Below are 15,562 nucleotides of genomic sequence, written 5' to 3'. Positions count from 1 at the left end.
CCTGATGCCAGGCATCACAGGTACCTGTAGGAGCGAGCTTGCTCGCGAACGGATCCGCAGCGGGGCTGGTTCGCGAGCAAGCTCGCTCCTACGAAAAGCACCTGGATTGTTCGCAGGATGGGAACCGACGTTCCCGCCAACGGCGGATAACCGCGATCGGTTATCCGGCCTACGGTCGAGCATGGAGGGAGCGAGTCCCTCCACCCGGCCTCACGACACTCGCCGCGCCTTGTCCTTCCAGTACTTGTCCCGCACCTGACGGCGCAGCACCTTGCCCACCACGCTCACCGGCAGGGCATCGACCAGGAGGATGGACTTGGGCGCCTTGAAGCGTCCCAGGCGTTCCTTGACGTAGGCCTGCAACTCCTCGACCGAAACCTGCGCGCCGGCCTTGAGCACCACCTCGGCGTGCACCGCCTCGCCCCACTCCTCGTGGGGGATGCCGACCACCGCCGAGTTGGACACCGCCGCGTGGGCGTTCAGCGCCGCCTCGACTTCCACCGCGTAGACGTTGAAGCCGCCGGTGATGATCATGTCCTTCTTGCGGTCGACCAGGAACAGGAAGCCCTGGTCGTCGATGTAGCCAAGGTCGCCGGACTTCCAGAAGCCATTGCTGAACTCGTTGGCAGTGCCTTCGGGGTTGCGGTAGTAACCGCCGATGGTGCCGCGCGAGCGCACCCACAGCTCGCCGGTCTGGCCCAGGGGCAGCTCCTTGCCGTCTTCGTCGACGATGATCACCTCGGCGGCCGCCGCGATGCGCCCGGCGGAGCCCAGTTGCTGCTCGCTGGCGCTCAGGTGCTCGGCCTTGCCCAGGATGGCCACCGCATGCAGGCTCTCGGTGGCGCCGTAGATCTGCATGAAGATGTTGCCGAAGCGCTCCTGGGCCTGGCGCAGCTTGGCCGGGCTCATCGGCGCGGCGCCGTAGGCCAGGGTCTGCAGGGAGCTCAGGTCGTAGTGGCTGGCCTCGGGCATTTCCAGCAGGCGATAGACCATGGTCGGCACCAGCAGGGTCATGGTGATGCGTTCCGCCTCGATGTTGCGGCACAGCTGGACCATGTCGGGCACGTTCTGGGTCACCGTGCAGCCGCCACGGAACAGCGTCGGCAGCAGGCCCAGGCCGGAACCGTGGCTGATCGGCGCCATGTGCAGGAAGCGGGTGTCGGGCTGGTAGGGCTGCTCGCTCTCCATGTACATCGAATCGCGCAGGGCCAGCCAATTGTCGGTGGTGTAGGTGGCGCACTTGCCCTGGCCGGTGGTGCCGCCGGTGAAGCGGTAGACCAGGGCGTCATGCTGGATGTCGTTCTCGACGTCCGGGTTGGCGTCCGAGACGCCTTCGAGCAGGTCCCAGAAATACATCAGGCCGTCGCGCGGCGTCGCCGGCGGGTCCATGCACACCACCAGGATGCCCAGTTCGCGGAGCATGGGGAAATGGCTGTCGAGCAGGGCGTTCTCGATGAACACCACCTTCGGGCGGATGAACTCGACCTGCCAGCGGTGCTCGTCGAAAGCATCGCGGTAATTGGTGTACGCCGCCGCGGCGTCGCCCTTGAGCGCGGTCCAGGCGTGCAGCAGCGCGATGTTGTCGTTTTCCAGGATGCACAGGTAGGCGTCACCGCGACGCAGTTGCAGGCGCTCGCGCATCATGTTGACGATGCGGTTGGTCAGGGCGTGCAGTTGGCGGAAGCTGTAGCGGCGGTTGCGCTCGATGTTGACCAGGGCCTCGCGCTCGCCGAAGCGGACCGCCAGGTTGCCGATGGTTCGCGAGAAATTCATGGTTGTCATTGTTGTTCTCCATCTCGGGGCCGTCGCGGAACCGGCCCATGATAACCGCGCCCCTGGGGGCGCCGCATGGGGTTTGGTCGTTGCGCGGATGTACGAAAGCCCGGCCGCGCGGGCCGGGCTTGCGTTGGCAGTCACCCGCGCCGATCAGGCGCCCTTGAGGGCTTTCATCGCGGTGTCGATGAACAGGCCGACCTGCTGGTTGGCATCGTTGCGCGGGCCGGCGCTGCTCCAGTCGGTGATCTGCTCCAGGTGCGCCTGCACGTCTTCCGGGGTCAGCTCGCTGCCCAGGAACACCGGCGTGGTCTCTTCCATGCGCACGGCGGAGAACACGCCGGCGCCGGCGCCCAGCACCAGCTTGGTCGGTGCCTGCTCGCTGACCAGGAACAGCGCGCCCGGGCTGACCTGCTCGGCGCGGCTGGCCTTGAGCAGCTCTTCCGGCATCACGTCCTCGGTCATGCGGGTGGCGGCCATGGGCGCCAGGGTGTTGACGTGGATGTTGTTCTTGCGGCCCTCGATGGCGAGCATGTTCATCAGACCCACCAGGCCCATCTTGGCCGCGCCGTAGTTGGCCTGGCCGAAGTTGCCGAACATGCCGGCGGCCGAGGTGGTCATCAGGATGCGCCCGTAGTTCTGCTCCCTCATCAGGTCCCAGACGGCCTTGGAGCAGTACATCGACCCCAGCAGGTGGACGTTGAGCACGGCATGGATGTCGGCCAGCTCCATCTTGGCGAAGGACTTGTCGCGCAGGATGCCGGCGTTGTTGATCAGGATGTCGACGCGGCCGAAGGCCTCGACGGTCTGCCGGACCAGGGCCTGGACCTGCTCGTAGTCGGCGACGTTGGCGCCGTTGGCGATGGCGTTGCCGCCGGCCTTGCGGATTTCCTCGACCACGGCCTGGGCGGCGTCGGAGGAGCTGCCGGTGCCGTCGCGGCTGCCGCCGAAGTCGTTGATCACCACCTTGGCGCCGCGCGCGGCGAGTTGCAGGGCGTGGATGCGGCCCAGGCCGTTGCCGGCGCCGGTGACGATGGCGACGCGATCATCGAAACGAATGGTCATGCTGTGGTTCCTCATGGATCTTGTTGTTGTCGCGACGGGAGCGAGGTACCGCTCCCGTCAAGGATAGTGATCAGGCGCGGGCAAAGATGCCGACGTGCTCGGTGGACTCCTCGACGCGCCAGAGGCCGCCGCCGTTGCCCTGCAGGGCGATGCGCGCGCCCTCGACCTGGCGCTTGCCGCAATTGCCACGCAGTTGCTCCACCAGTTCGAAGATCTGCCCGATGCCGGTGGCGCCGATCGGGTGGCCCTTGGATTCCAGGCCGCCCGAGGGGTTGACCGGCAGGCGTCCGCCCAGAGTGAAGTCGCCGCGCTCGGCCATCACGCCGCTCATGCCCGGCTCGCTCAGGCCCAGGGCCTCGATGGAGAGCAACTCGCCGATGGCGGTGGCGTCGTGCACTTCGGCCACGTCGACGTCCTGCGGGGCGATGCCGGCCTGTTCGAAGGCGGCCTTGCCGGCCAGGTGCGTGCAGCCGTTGGCGAAATCGTCGGCGGCGCGCGCGGACGCCGAGCGCACCACGCTGGCCAGGACCTTGATCGCACGGCTCTTGTCGAAGCCGTATTTCTTCAGCGCCGACTCGGTGCAGAGGATCGCGGCGGCAGCGCCGTCGGAGATCGGCGAGCACATCGGCAGGGTGATCGGGTAGGTGATCGGCGGCGCGGCGAGGATTTCCTCGATGCTCATGGCATTGCGGTACTGCGAGCGCTCATTGTGCACCGAGTGCCCGTGGTTCTTCGAGGACACCGCCGCCAGCTGGCGCTGGGTGATGCCGAAGCGCTCCATCAGGCCGCCGCGGCCGAGGGCGGCGTAGACGTCCATGAACGGGCTGTAGGGCTTCTCGGACTGCGAGCCGGGCGGCGGGACGATGCCCTTGCCCATGGCGGCCAGGTAGTTCCTGTTGTCCTCGAAGGTCTCGATGTCCCAGGCCGACTCGAAGGCCGAGAACATCTTCTGCTTGTCGCTGTAGAACATCTTCTCCGCACCGACGGCCAGGGCCACCTCGGCGGCGCCGGCGCGCAGCTGGGTGACTGCCAGGTTGAAGGCGTGGCTGGAGGAGGCGCAGGCGCCCTCGATGTTGAAGATCGGGATGCCGTCCAGGCCCAGGGGCAGCAGGGCGACCTGGCCACGGATCATGTGCTGGCCGTCGAAATGGCCCTGGGTGCAGTTGCCGTAGAAGGCGACCTGGATCGACCGGCGATCGCAGCCGGCGTCCTTCAGGGCGTCCTCGACGGCCCAGGCGGTGAGCTGCTTGACGCTCTTGTCGGCGTGTCGGCCGAAGGCGGTCATGCCGACGCCGACGATATAGATGTTTTCCATCGCTTCCTCGAAATGCTCGGTAGTGGGGCGGGATCAATAGCCCTTGAAGGCCGGTTTGCGCTTCTCGGCGAAGGCGCGCAGGCCCTCGGCGATGTCGTAGGAACGCTGGTGGTTGCGCAGTTCCAGCAGCTCGTGGCGCAGGGCATCGGCGCGGGACTTGTCGGCGGCCTCGTCGGCCACGCGCTTCATCCGCCGCAGCACCAGCGGGCTCTTTTCCGCCAGCTTGTCGCCGATGGCCTGGACGCGGGCCAGCAATTCGCCGTCGGGCACCACTTCGCTGACCAGGCCGTAGGTCTTCATGTCCTGCGCCGGCAGCGAGTCGCCGGTGAACAGCAGGTACTTGGCGACGTTTTCCGGGATCTTGCGCGGCAGGATGGCCGCGCCACCGCCGCCGGGGAACACGCCGAAGTTGGAGTGGGCGTCACCGAAGCGGGCGCTTTCGGCGGCGATCACGAAATCGCAGCACAGCACGGTCTCCAGGCCGCCGGCCAGGGCCAGGCCGTTGACCGCGGCGATCACCGGCTTGGGGAACACGCGCAGGCGGTCGAAGAAGGCGACGATGTTGTCCAGCAGGTCCATTTCGCCGGGCTGCGGAGCGCCGGCGACCTTGAGGTCGGCGCCGGCACAGAACGCCGTGCCGGTGGCGGTCAGCGCCACCACGCGCACGTCGGCGTCGACTTCCCAGGCCTTCAGGCATTCGATCATGGCCTGGAGCATCTCCGGGTTCAGGGCGTTCATCGCCTTGGGACGGGAGAGGGTGATCCAGCCTACCTGGCCTTTCACTTCAAACTTAACGGATTCGCTCATTTCTGCTCCTCGCGGACGGGGGTCGATACGGTCGATTTGCACGTTACGCCAGCCCATCGGCGCCGCTCCCCCCCCCTTGCGGACGGGGTCGGCGGCGCAGGGGCTGGTGCAGGATGGACGTGGCCGTCGAGGAAAGGGCGCGGCGGGGCGGACGGCATGCGCCGGGCCCACCGCGCCTTTGGCCAGTACCCAGAAGAGCGGAGCCACGGGTCTGCGTGCGCTACCGCCGTCCGCCTAACGCCAGAGCAAGGGCTAACAAGAAGATGCAAAGCTCGCTGATGAACTCCGACGACCTGCTGGTCGCCACCAAATTCTCCCCGCCGCGCCTCAATACCCGGCACATTCCGCGCACCCAGCTGCTGGAGCGGCTGCACGAGGCGCGCCTGGGCAACCTCACGCTGATCACTGGCGGCGCCGGCTTCGGCAAGACCCTGCTGCTCGCGCAGTGGCGCCAGGCGCTGCTCAAGGAGGGGCTGGACGTCGCCTGGCTGTCGCTCAGCCATGACGACCGCCAGTACCCCAGCTTCCTCGCCTACCTGCTGGCCGCCCTGCAGCGCCTGGGCATCGCGGTGGAGTCCGGGCTGGCCCTGGACGAAGCCGGGGAATCCACGCTGGCCGCGCTGGTGGCGCTGGTGACCCGCCAGGCCGAGCAGGCCGGGCGCGAGCTGTACCTGCTGATTGATGACTACCACCACGTCGAGGCGCCGCTGGCCCACCGTCTGTTGCAGAAGCTGCTGGACCATTGCCCGGCCAACCTGCACCTGGTGATCGCCTCGCGCAGCACGCCGCCACTGAGCCTGGGGCGCCTGCGCATGCAGGGCCAGGTGGCGGAGATCGACTTCGCCGAGCTGCCCTTCGACCTGGAGGAAACCCGCGCCTTCTTCGAGCACAACCTGGGCAGCCTCAGGCTCACCGCCGACGAGGAGCAACTGATCCACGAGCTGACCGGCGGCTGGCCGGCCAGCCTGCAACCCATTGCCACCATGCTGCGCATCCGCCCGGCGCGGCGCCCCAAGCTGCGCTCGCTGCTGTGGAAGTCCAGCGACCTGCAGGCCTACCTGGCCGAGGACGTGGTGGCGTGCCTGGCGCCGGAACTGATCGGGCTGCTGGAGCAGCTGTCGCCATTCCGTCGCTTCAACGCCGACCTGGCCGCCTTCGTCACTGGCAGCACCCAGGCCGCCGCGCTGATCCAGCGTGCCGAGGACGAGAACCTGCTGATCTACCGGGTCGACTCCGAGGACAGCATGCCCTGGTACCGTTTCCACCCACTGTTCGGCGAATTCCTCGGACAGCGCCTGGCGATGCGCGGCGCGGCGGCGGTGGAGGCGCTGCATCGGCGGGCCAGCCAGTGGTTCGCCGAACATGAGCTGCTGGTGGAGTCAGTGCGCCACGCCAACCTGGGCGGCGACCTCGACTTCGCCGTCGCGGCCATGGAGCAGGCCGCCAGCACCGCCTGGAGCATGGCCTGCATCAGCCCGATGCTGCACCTGCTGGAGCGCCTGCCGCAGGAGACGCTGTTCGACCATCCACGGCTGTTCATCGTCGGCTGCCTGACCTACGCCTTTACCGCGCGCCCGGAGAAGGCCGAGCGCTGGCTGGAGCAGATCCGCCGCACCGAGGCGGCGAAGAATCCTGCGCTGTCCTCGCGCTTTGCCCTGGCCGACGCCGCCATCGCCCTGCAGCTGGACAATCCCCGGAGGGTCATCGGCCTGCTGGAGCCGGCGCAGCGGGCGCCGCTGGAGAACCGCTCGCTGCGCTACATCAGCCTGTCGGCCCTGGCCACCGCCTACCTGCTGCTGGGCCGGGTGGACGCCGTACACCGGCTGCACGAAGACAACCCGATCCTCGCCGAGGACCGCGACAACGACATGGCGCTGGTCTACGAGAGCACCCTGATCCTCGCCCTGCTGCGCGGAGGCGACGCCGCCGAGGCGGCGCGCCTGGGCGGCAACCTGCTGGCGCGCGCCGAGGCGGGCTATGGGCGCAGCTCGGTGTCGGCCAGTCTGTGCGCGGCCAACCTGTGCGACGCCTACTACGAACTGGACCGCATCGACGAGGCCCTGGCGGTGCTGGCCAACCGCAACGGCATCCTGCAGTCGTCGATGCCCGACGTGATGGCCCGTGCCTCGGTGTGTCGCGCACGGATCGCCGCGCTGCGCGAGTCGCCCCAGGCGCTGCAGGAGTTCCTCGAGGCCCAGACCGCGCACTTTCACAAGCTCGGCCTGGATCGACCGCAGGCGCTGATGCTGGCCGAGCAGGCCAAGACCTGGCTGGGCCAGGGGGACTTGCGCCGCGCCTCGGAGCGGGTAGTGCGCCTGGAAACCCTGGCCGAGGGCTACCGTGGCGATTGCCGCGACGAAGTCGCCACGATTGCCGCCTTCGCCAGGGCGCGCCTGGCCCTGGCGGAGCGCGAGCCGGCCCGGGCGCTGGAGTGCCTGGCGCGAGTGGGCGGTTTCGCCGAGCGCTATGGCCGTGGCCGCACGGCGGTGAAGGCGCGGCTGCTGGCGGCCATCGCCCATGCCGACCTGGGCCAGGAACAGCAGGCCCTGGACTGCCTGGCGGCGGTGCTGCAGGACGCCGCGCGCTTCGGCCTGGTGCGCACCCTGCTCGACGAGGGGCCGCGCCTGTTGGCGCTGCTCGAACGAGTGGCCGAGGAGGGCGGGCTGGAAGGCCCTTGCGCCGCTTACCTCGACGAGCTGCTGGCCCGTGGCGGGCGCGACGCGGAAGAGGCGGAGCCGGTAACCGCCCGGCGCGCGCCGGGTGCCGAGCCGCGCAGCATCCTGACCCCGCGCGAAGTGGAAATCCTCGGGCTGATCGCCCAGGCCATGTCCAACAAGCGTATCGCCCTGACCCTCAACATCACCTTCGGCACGGTGAAATGGAACGTGAAGAACATCCTCGCCAAGCTCGGCGTATCCAGCCGCTATGCGGCGATTTCCCTGGCTCGCCAGCAGGGGGTGATTCCCTGACGTCCGGCCGCTCCCCTACCAAGAGGGGAGGCGCGCGCCATGTGGCCGGCGGGCACTCTGGCCACATGGCGCACGTGCCTGCCCGGCTCGTCGCACAGCACCACATCGGCAATCCGCCCCCCTTCGTGAGGAAGAAAATGAGCGATACATCCGCAGTGTTCCTGAGTGAACAGGAAGTCATGATCCGCGACGCCGCCCGCAAGGTGGCCCAGGAAGTGGTCGCGCCGACTGCCGCCGAGCGCGACCGCACCGGCGCCTGGCCGCGTAACGAACTCAATGCCATCGCCGCACTCGGCTATCTCGGCCTGCACATCCCGGAAGAGTACGGCGGTGTCGGCATGGACTTCGTGGAGTACTGCCTCGTCATCGAGGAATTCGCCGCCGTCGACGCGGGCTTTGCCACCGTCCTGCACGTGCACAACTCCGTCGCCTTGGCGATCTTCCACGAAGGTACGGAAGAGCAGAAGCAACAATGGCTGCCTGCCATGATCCGCGGGGAAAGGATCGGCTGCTTCCTGTTGAGCGAACCGCACGCCGGTTCGGATACCGCAGCCTTCCGTACCTCGGCCCGCCGCGACGGCGATCACTTTGTGCTCAATGGCAGCAAGCAGTTCATTTCCAACGGCGGCGAAGCGGGCGTGGCCATCGTGGTGAGCGTCACCAACAAGGACGCCGGCAAGAAGGGCGTCAGCCTGATCATGGTCGATCCCAGCACCCCGGGTTTCTCCGTCACGCGCAACGAGGAAAAGATGGGGCAGCGCACGGCCAACCTGGCGGCGATCCAGATGGAGAACTGCCGTGTGCCGGCGAGCAACCTGCTGGGCGCGGAAGGGACCGGCTACAAACACATCATTGCCAACCTGGACGAAGGTCGTGTGGCGATTGCCGCGCTGGCGACCGGCGTTGCCCGTGCCGCTCTGGAAGCCGCGGTGAAATACGCGAAGGAACGCGAAGCCTACGGCGCACCCATCATCAATCTGCAGGGCGTGGCCTTCGATCTGGCCGACATGGCGACCCAGGTGGAAGTGTCCCACGTATACATGCTGCATGCGGCGCGCCTGTGCCAGGCTGGCATCCGCTGCTCGAAGGAAGCCTCGGCAATCAAGCTGTTCGCCAGCGAGATGGCCGAGAAGGTCTGCTCCGACGCGCTGCAGATCCACGGCGGCTATGGCTACCTCAACGACTTCCCGGTCGAGCGCTATTACCGCGATGCCCGCGTGACCAAGATCTACGAGGGCACCAGCCACATCCAGAAGCTGATCATCGCGCGCAACCTGGGCTGAGCCCGACACGTACGCATTGGGAGAATCGCATGACCGACGCTTCGCTACGCCTTGAGAAGATCGGCAGGACCGCGCTGCTCACCCTGAACCGCCCGCAGCGCCGCAATGCGCTGGACGCCAGCCTGGCCCATGCGTTGCTGGAGGGCGTCGAGGCGGTGCGGGCGGACAACTCGCTACGCTCACTGGTGCTCACCGGCGCCGGCGACTCCTTCTGTTCGGGGGCCGATCTCGCCGATGACGGTGCCCATGAGGACCCGGCGTTCTTCGGCCGTGACCTGGTGCTGAGCCACCAGCGCTGGCACACCGCCCTGGCGACACTGGAGATGCCGGTGATCGCCGCGGTGGATGGTGCCGCGGTGGGGGCGGGGTTCTCCCTGGCCCTGGCCGCCGACTTCGTCTTCATGACGCCGCGCGCCCGGCTGCTGCCGTCCTTCGTCGGCATCGGCCTGGTGCCCGACCTGTCGCTGCTGTATAGCCTGCCGCGCCTGGTGGGTCTGGCCAAGGCCAAGGAAATCCTCTTCTCGGCACGTCCGGTGGCGGCGCAGGAAGCGCTGGAGCTGGGCATCGCCCAGGCGATCCTGCCCGAGGACAGCCTGCTGGAGTCGGCCCTGGCCTATGCCCGGCAGTTCGACGAGGCACCGCCCAGGGCCCTGGGCTTGACCAAGACCCTGCTCAACCGCGCCTTCGAGACCGATCGCGAGGCCATGGCCCAGCTGGAAGCCGCCGCCCAGTCGCTGTGCGGCAACAGTCTCTACCATGCCGAGGCGGTGCGGCGCTTCCTTGGCAAGCAGGGGCCGGCCTACGCCGGGGCGGTACTGCCCGGCTAGCGCCGGCGCCTGCTGTACAAGAAGCCGGGTTTCCCAGGGAAACCCGGCTTTTGCCATTATTGCGCCACGTCGCCTGGGCGCCCATGCGGCCGGCGCCATGTCAGGATGGGACAGATGCGGAGGTAGGGCGGCCGCCACCCCATCCTATTGGGGAGGGGCCGCCCATGGTGGGTATCCCTATGCTGGAGGCTCACTGGCGCAGGCCGGGTCTGGAACCCGCCGCGGGCGCCGCCAACGCAGAGATCGAGGAGAAGCAGATGGGGCAGAAAGTAGTGGTCGCCGGGGTTGGCATGATCCCGTTCGTCAAGCCGGGCCAGAACGAGAACTACGTGGCCATGGGCGAGCAGGCCGTGCGCCTGGCGCTGGCCGATGCCGGCGTCGGTTACGAGTCGATCCAGCAGGCCTACGCCAGCTACGTCTTCGGCGACTCCACCTCGGGCCAGCGCGTGCTCTACAACGTCGGCATGACCGGCATCCCGGTGATCAACGTCAACAACAACTGCGCCAGCGGTTCCACCGCGCTGTACCTGGCCAACCAGGCGATCTCCAGCGGCATGGTCGACATCGTCCTGGCCTTCGGCTTCGAGCAGATGGTGCCGGGCGCCATTCCCAGTTCCTTCGCCGACCGTCCAAGCCCGCTGGAGCTGTTCCTCGACCAGTGCGACGCGGCCATTCCGGGCGCTGCGCAGATTCCGGCGGCCCTGCGGATCTTCGGCAGCGCCGGCGTCGAGCACATGAAGCGCTTCGGCACGCCGCTGGAAACCTTCGCCAAGATCCGCGCCAAGGCCAGCCGCCACGCGGCGAACAACCCCAAGGCGGTGTTCCGCAAGGTGGTCAGCGTCGAGGACGTGATGGCTGACCAGGTGGTCTGGCCGGAAGTCATGACCCGCCTGATGGCCTGCCCGCCGACCTGCGGCGCGGCGGCAGCGGTGCTGTGCAGCGAAGCCTATGCGCGCAAGCACGGCCTCGACGGCAGCGTGTGGATCGCCGGCCAGGCGCTGACCACCGACGGCGCCGAGACCTTCCGTTCCGGCGACATGCGCGACGTGGCGGGTTACTCCATGTCCCGCGCGGCGGCGCAGAAGGCCTACGAGCAGGCCGGCCTCGGTGCCGAGGACGTCAACCTGGTGGAGCTGCACGACTGCTTCGCCCAGAACGAGCTGCTGACCTATGAATCCCTGGGCCTGTGCCCGGAAGGCGGCGCGCAGAAATTCGTCGATGATGGCGACAACACCTACGGCGGCCGTTACGTCGTCAACCCGTCCGGGGGCCTGCTGTCCAAGGGCCACCCGATCGGCGCCACCGGCCTTGCGCAGTGCACCGAACTGGTCCAGCAACTGCGTGGCCAGGCCGAACAGCGCCAGGTGGAAGGCGCGCGCGTGGCGCTGCAGCACAACATCGGTATCGGCGGTGCCTGTGTGGTCACCCTGTATCGCAAAGACTGACCGGAGGCGATGATGGATTTTCAACCTGATGCCAATCTGCAGGTCTTCCGCGAGGAGGTCCGGGCGTTCATCACGTCGCGCGTTCCGAAGGAGCTGACGGGGCTGCCGCGCTGCACGCGCTCCCCTCGCGATCAAGTGCTGCGCTGGCAGAAGCTGCTCAGCGAACAGGGCTGGAGCGCTCCCTATTGGCCCAAGGAGCACGGCGGCAACGGCTGGACGGTGCAGCAGCAGCTGATCTTCGATGAAGAATGCGTCGCCCATGGCACGCCCACGCTCGATGGATTCGTGCACACCCTGCTCGGGCCGGTGTTGAATGTCTTTGCGACACAGGAGCAGCGTGACGAGCATCTGCCCGCGGTGTTCCGGGGGGAGCGCTTGTGGTGCCAGGGCTTTTCCGAGCCGGGTTCCGGATCGGACCTCGCGTCGCTGAAAACCCGCGCAGTGCGAGACGGCGATCATTACGTCGTCAACGGCCAGAAGATCTGGACCAGCTATGCCCACGAAGCCGACTGGATCTTCCTGTTGGTGCGCACCGACACCGAGGTGAAGAAACAGGCGGGAATCAGCTTCCTGCTGGTGGACATGAAATCCCCGGGCGTGAGCGTGCGGCCGATTCGCAGCATCGACGATGCCCATCACCTGAACGAAACCTTCTTCGATAACGTCCGGGTTCCCGTCACGAATCTGGTGGGTACGGAGGGCCAGGGTTGGGCCATTACCAAGTTCCTGCTCAATAACGAACACGCCTTTGCGGCGGACTTGCCCGCGCTCCGGCGCTATATGCGCGAACTCCGTGAGTTCGCCAGCAAACTGCCGGTGGACGGCACGCCGCTGATCGAGCGCCCGGAGTTCGCCTTGAAGCTGGCGCGGCTGGATGCGGAGCTGCAAGCGATCGGGATGCTGGTGCAGCGGGTTGCGCAGCTGGAGCAGCGACACGATCCCTCATCGCCGATTCTGGGGTCGATGCTCAAGATGCGCGGTACGGAGTTGCAGCAGCGCCTCACGGAGGCGCAGGTCGAGGCGCTTGGCAGCTATGGCGCCGTCGCCTATGCGCATCCGCATGCCGAGGCGCCGGAGCGGCCGTACCCCCTGCAGCAACTGGCGCGCGGCATTGCCAACGACATGTTCTTCCGTCGCGCTTCCACTATTTACGGCGGCACCAGTGAGGTGCAGCGCGGCATCATCGTCAAGATGCTGTTCCAACTTTGATCAGGATGGGGTTATGGACTTCGTATTGAATTCTGAGCAGCAGCTCCTCCAGGACAGCGTTCGACGCTATATCGACAAGCAGTACAGCTTCGAGGCTCGCACCGCGCTGGTAAAGGCCGGGCGCAACGGCAGCGCCGACAACTGGGGCATCTTCGCAGCCAATGGCTGGCTGATGGCCGCGCTGCCCGAGGAGCATGGCGGGTTGGGTGGCTCGGTGCTGGACAGCGTGATCATCGCCCAGGAGCTGGGCCGCGGCCTGGTACTGGAACCCTTCCTCGGTTGCGCCGTGCTGGCCGCACAGACGCTGCTGGCCAGCGCCGCCGAGGAACAGAAGGCACGTTTGCTGCCGCAACTGGCCGAGGGCAGCCTGCGCATCGCGCTGGCCTACGCCGAGCCGGCTTCCCGTGGCATGCCGGAGCCTGTGGGCCTGGTCGCCGAGCCCCAGGGCCAGGGTTACCGCCTGAGCGGGCGCAAGACCCTGGTGCTGGGTGCGGTCGATGCCTCGGCGTTCATCGTCTCGGCCAGCATCCCCGGCGTGCCGGGCATCAGCCCCGGCGTGCCGGGCATCAGCCTGCTGCTGGTGGACGGCGCCAGTGCCGGCCTGGGTCGCCAGGCGCTGCGCCTGCATGACGACACCTGGGTCGAAGAACTGACCTTCGATGGCGTGCAGGTCGGCGCCGAGGCGCTGCTGGGCCAGCCCGGCCAGGGCCTGCCAGCACTGCGCGAGGGCCTGGCCCAGGGCACCGTGGTGCTCTGCGCCGAGCTGATCGGGGCGATGGAAAAAACCATCGAAGTCACCGCCGAATACCTCAAGGTCCGCCAGCAGTTCGGCGTGGCCATCGGTAGCTTCCAGGCCCTGCAGCACCGCATGGCCGACATGGCCGCCGAACTGGAACTGGCCCGCTCGATGCTGCACGGGGCGCTGGCCTCGCTGGCCAACGACGACGAGGCGACCCGGCAGAAGACCCTGTCGGCCGCGAAGATGCTGGTCTGCCGCGCCGCCAAGTTCGTCTGCGGCCAGGGCATCCAGCTGCACGGCGGCATCGGCATGACCGAGGAATACCTGGTCGGCCACTACTACAAGCGCGCGATCGTCGCCGACCTGCAACTGGGCAGCAGCGACCGCCACGAAGCCGCCTGCGCCGCCGCCCTGCAGGCGGAACTGCGCGGCTGACGCCCCCAATCCTTGCGAGTGAAAACAATGAAAAAGAGCTACGAAAGCATCGCGCAACTCAAGGCCCTGGTGGGCGAAGTCATCGGCAGCAGCGAGTGGCTGACCATCGACCAGGCGCGCATCAATACCTTCGCCGAGGCTACCGGCGACCAGCAGTGGATCCACGTCGACCCCGAGCGCGCTGCCAAGGGGCCGTTCGGCAAGCCGATCGCCCATGGTTTCCTGACCCTCAGCCTGCTGCCGCCGCTGATGACCGACGCCTTCGAGATCCGCGACGTGAAGATGGGCGTCAACTATGGCTTGAACAAGGTGCGCTTCGTCCAGCCGGTGCCGGTGGACAGCCGCGTGCGCGGGCACTTCCGGGTGCAGGCGTGGGAGCCGCTGGAGGGCAACGGCGCGCAGATCACCTACGAAATGACCGTCGAGATCGAGGGTGCGGCCAAGCCGGCCTGCGTCGCCGAAGCCATCCTGCGGGTGTTCGCCTGAGCCCCGTGGCCGGCGAACCGGAGTGCGAGAACCGATCATGAGTCAAGAACAACAACCCCGCGGCCCGCTGCACGGGCTGCGCATCCTGGAGATCGCCGGCCTGGGTCCGGCGCCGTTCTGCGGCATGCTGCTGGCCGACCTGGGCGCCGACGTGGTGCTGGTGGACCGCCTGCAGGCCGGTCCCGAGGACCTCGACCTGGAGCGCCACGCCGTGACCAACCGCGGCAAGCGCTCCATCGCCCTGGACCTGAAGAGCCCCGAGGGCGTGGCCACCGTGCTGGACCTGGTGGCCAACTGCGACGCGCTGCTCGAAGGCATGCGCCCAGGCGTGATGGAACGCCTGGGTCTGGGCCCGGAGGTCTGCCTGCAACGCAACCCGGCGCTGGTCTACGGCCGCATGACCGGCTGGGGCCAGGAAGGGCCGCTGGCCCAGGCGGCCGGCCATGACCTCAACTACATCGCGCTGTCCGGCGCGCTGTGGTGGTCCGGGCAGCCGGGCGAGGCGCCGATGACGCCGCCCAGCCTGGTCGGCGACATCGGCGGCGGCGCGCTGTACCTGGCGGTGGGCATCCTCGCCGGGGTCATGAACGCCCGCTCCACCGGCCAGGGCCAGGTGGTGGACGCCGCCATCGTCGATGGCAGCGCGCACATGCTGAACCTGATGCTCGGCCTGAAGTCGGCCGGGCAGATGCACAACGAACGCGGCCGCAGCCTGCTGGACGGCCCGCACTGGTACCGGACCTATCGCTGCGCCGACGGCCGCTTCATCTCCGTGGGGTCGGTGGAGCCGCGCTTCCACAAGCTGTTGCTGGAGAAGCTGGGCCTGGCTGACGATCCGTACTACGCCAACGCCTACGATCCGTCGCGCTGGGAGACGCTGCACCAGGGCTTCGCCGAGTTGTTCGCCACCCGCACCCGCGACCAGTGGTGCGAGCTGCTCGAAGGCAGCGACGCCTGCTTCGCGCCGGTGCTGGACATCGACGAAGCCGCGCAGCATCCGCACATGACCGCGCGGGGCGTCTATTCGCGGGTCGACGGCGTGCTGCAGGCCAACCCGGCGCCGCGCTTCTCGGCGACCCCGGCGGCCGCACCGGGGCCCGTGCCGGTGCGCGGCGCGGCCGGCGAGGAGATTTTGTGCGACTGGAACCTGCGCTGAGCGGACCACCCAGGCGCCGGCGCAACGCCGCGCCCCACGCCGCCGGGCGGTGA

At 68.0% G+C, this 15,562-nt stretch carries 12 protein-coding genes; 8 read left to right on the top strand and 4 right to left on the bottom strand.

Annotated elements, in window-relative coordinates; translation table 11 throughout:
* Positions 1–210: 210 nt before the first annotated feature.
* The 4 genes from ACAW63_RS19535 to ACAW63_RS19520 all read right to left on the bottom strand — a co-directional run bounded on the left by ACAW63_RS19535 (position 211) and on the right by ACAW63_RS19520 (position 4,960).
* Positions 211–1,782, bottom strand: coding sequence for an AMP-binding protein (locus tag ACAW63_RS19535; protein WP_371227892.1), 1,572 nt, complete (start codon positions 1,780–1,782; stop codon positions 211–213).
* Between the two features lie 144 nt (positions 1,783–1,926).
* A complete protein-coding gene (locus ACAW63_RS19530; RefSeq protein WP_331319398.1) occupies positions 1,927–2,838 on the bottom strand; it encodes an SDR family oxidoreductase in 912 nt (303 codons plus the stop codon).
* Between the two features lie 70 nt (positions 2,839–2,908).
* A complete protein-coding gene (locus tag ACAW63_RS19525) occupies positions 2,909–4,153 on the bottom strand; it encodes a thiolase family protein (protein ID WP_331319397.1) in 1,245 nt (414 codons plus the stop codon).
* 33 nt (positions 4,154–4,186) lie between these two features.
* Positions 4,187–4,960, bottom strand: coding sequence for an enoyl-CoA hydratase/isomerase family protein (locus tag ACAW63_RS19520; protein ID WP_371227890.1), 774 nt, complete (start codon positions 4,958–4,960; stop codon positions 4,187–4,189).
* Between the two features lie 263 nt (positions 4,961–5,223).
* On the opposite strand from ACAW63_RS19520, the gene ACAW63_RS19515 reads away from it, so the two are divergent.
* From ACAW63_RS19515 to ACAW63_RS19480, 8 genes are all read left to right on the top strand, one after another.
* The gene (locus ACAW63_RS19515; RefSeq protein ID WP_371227888.1) at positions 5,224–7,929 is read left to right on the top strand and encodes a LuxR C-terminal-related transcriptional regulator; all 2,706 of its coding nucleotides are present in this window, start codon (positions 5,224–5,226) and stop codon (positions 7,927–7,929) included.
* A 137-nt stretch (positions 7,930–8,066) separates the two neighbouring features.
* Positions 8,067–9,212 (top strand): acyl-CoA dehydrogenase family protein, encoded by a 1,146-nt coding sequence (locus ACAW63_RS19510; protein WP_371227886.1) that lies wholly within the window; start codon positions 8,067–8,069, stop codon positions 9,210–9,212.
* 29 nt (positions 9,213–9,241) lie between these two features.
* The gene (locus ACAW63_RS19505; RefSeq protein ID WP_371227884.1) at positions 9,242–10,039 is read left to right on the top strand and encodes an enoyl-CoA hydratase/isomerase family protein; all 798 of its coding nucleotides are present in this window, start codon (positions 9,242–9,244) and stop codon (positions 10,037–10,039) included.
* Positions 10,040–10,296: 257 nt separating this feature from the next.
* The gene (locus tag ACAW63_RS19500) at positions 10,297–11,484 is read left to right on the top strand and encodes a lipid-transfer protein (protein WP_275611944.1); all 1,188 of its coding nucleotides are present in this window, start codon (positions 10,297–10,299) and stop codon (positions 11,482–11,484) included.
* Between the two features lie 12 nt (positions 11,485–11,496).
* Positions 11,497–12,693, top strand: a complete 1,197-nt coding sequence (locus ACAW63_RS19495; protein ID WP_371227882.1) for an acyl-CoA dehydrogenase family protein — start codon at positions 11,497–11,499, stop codon at positions 12,691–12,693.
* Between the two features lie 13 nt (positions 12,694–12,706).
* Positions 12,707–13,867: an acyl-CoA dehydrogenase family protein gene (locus tag ACAW63_RS19490; protein WP_371227880.1), complete on the top strand. Its 1,161-nt coding sequence runs from the start codon at positions 12,707–12,709 to the stop codon at positions 13,865–13,867.
* 27 nt (positions 13,868–13,894) lie between these two features.
* On the top strand, positions 13,895–14,353 hold the full coding sequence (locus tag ACAW63_RS19485; RefSeq protein WP_371227878.1) for a MaoC family dehydratase: 459 nt from the start codon (positions 13,895–13,897) through the stop codon (positions 14,351–14,353).
* 37 nt (positions 14,354–14,390) lie between these two features.
* Positions 14,391–15,509: a CaiB/BaiF CoA transferase family protein gene (locus ACAW63_RS19480; protein ID WP_371227876.1), complete on the top strand. Its 1,119-nt coding sequence runs from the start codon at positions 14,391–14,393 to the stop codon at positions 15,507–15,509.
* Positions 15,510–15,562: the final 53 nt, after the last annotated feature.

Source organism: Pseudomonas sp. QE6, from assembly GCF_041379005.1.
Lineage (GTDB): Bacteria > Pseudomonadota > Gammaproteobacteria > Pseudomonadales > Pseudomonadaceae > Pseudomonas.
Note: the sequence above shows the minus strand (reverse complement) of the source record. Positions and strands in the feature narration are given on the sequence as shown.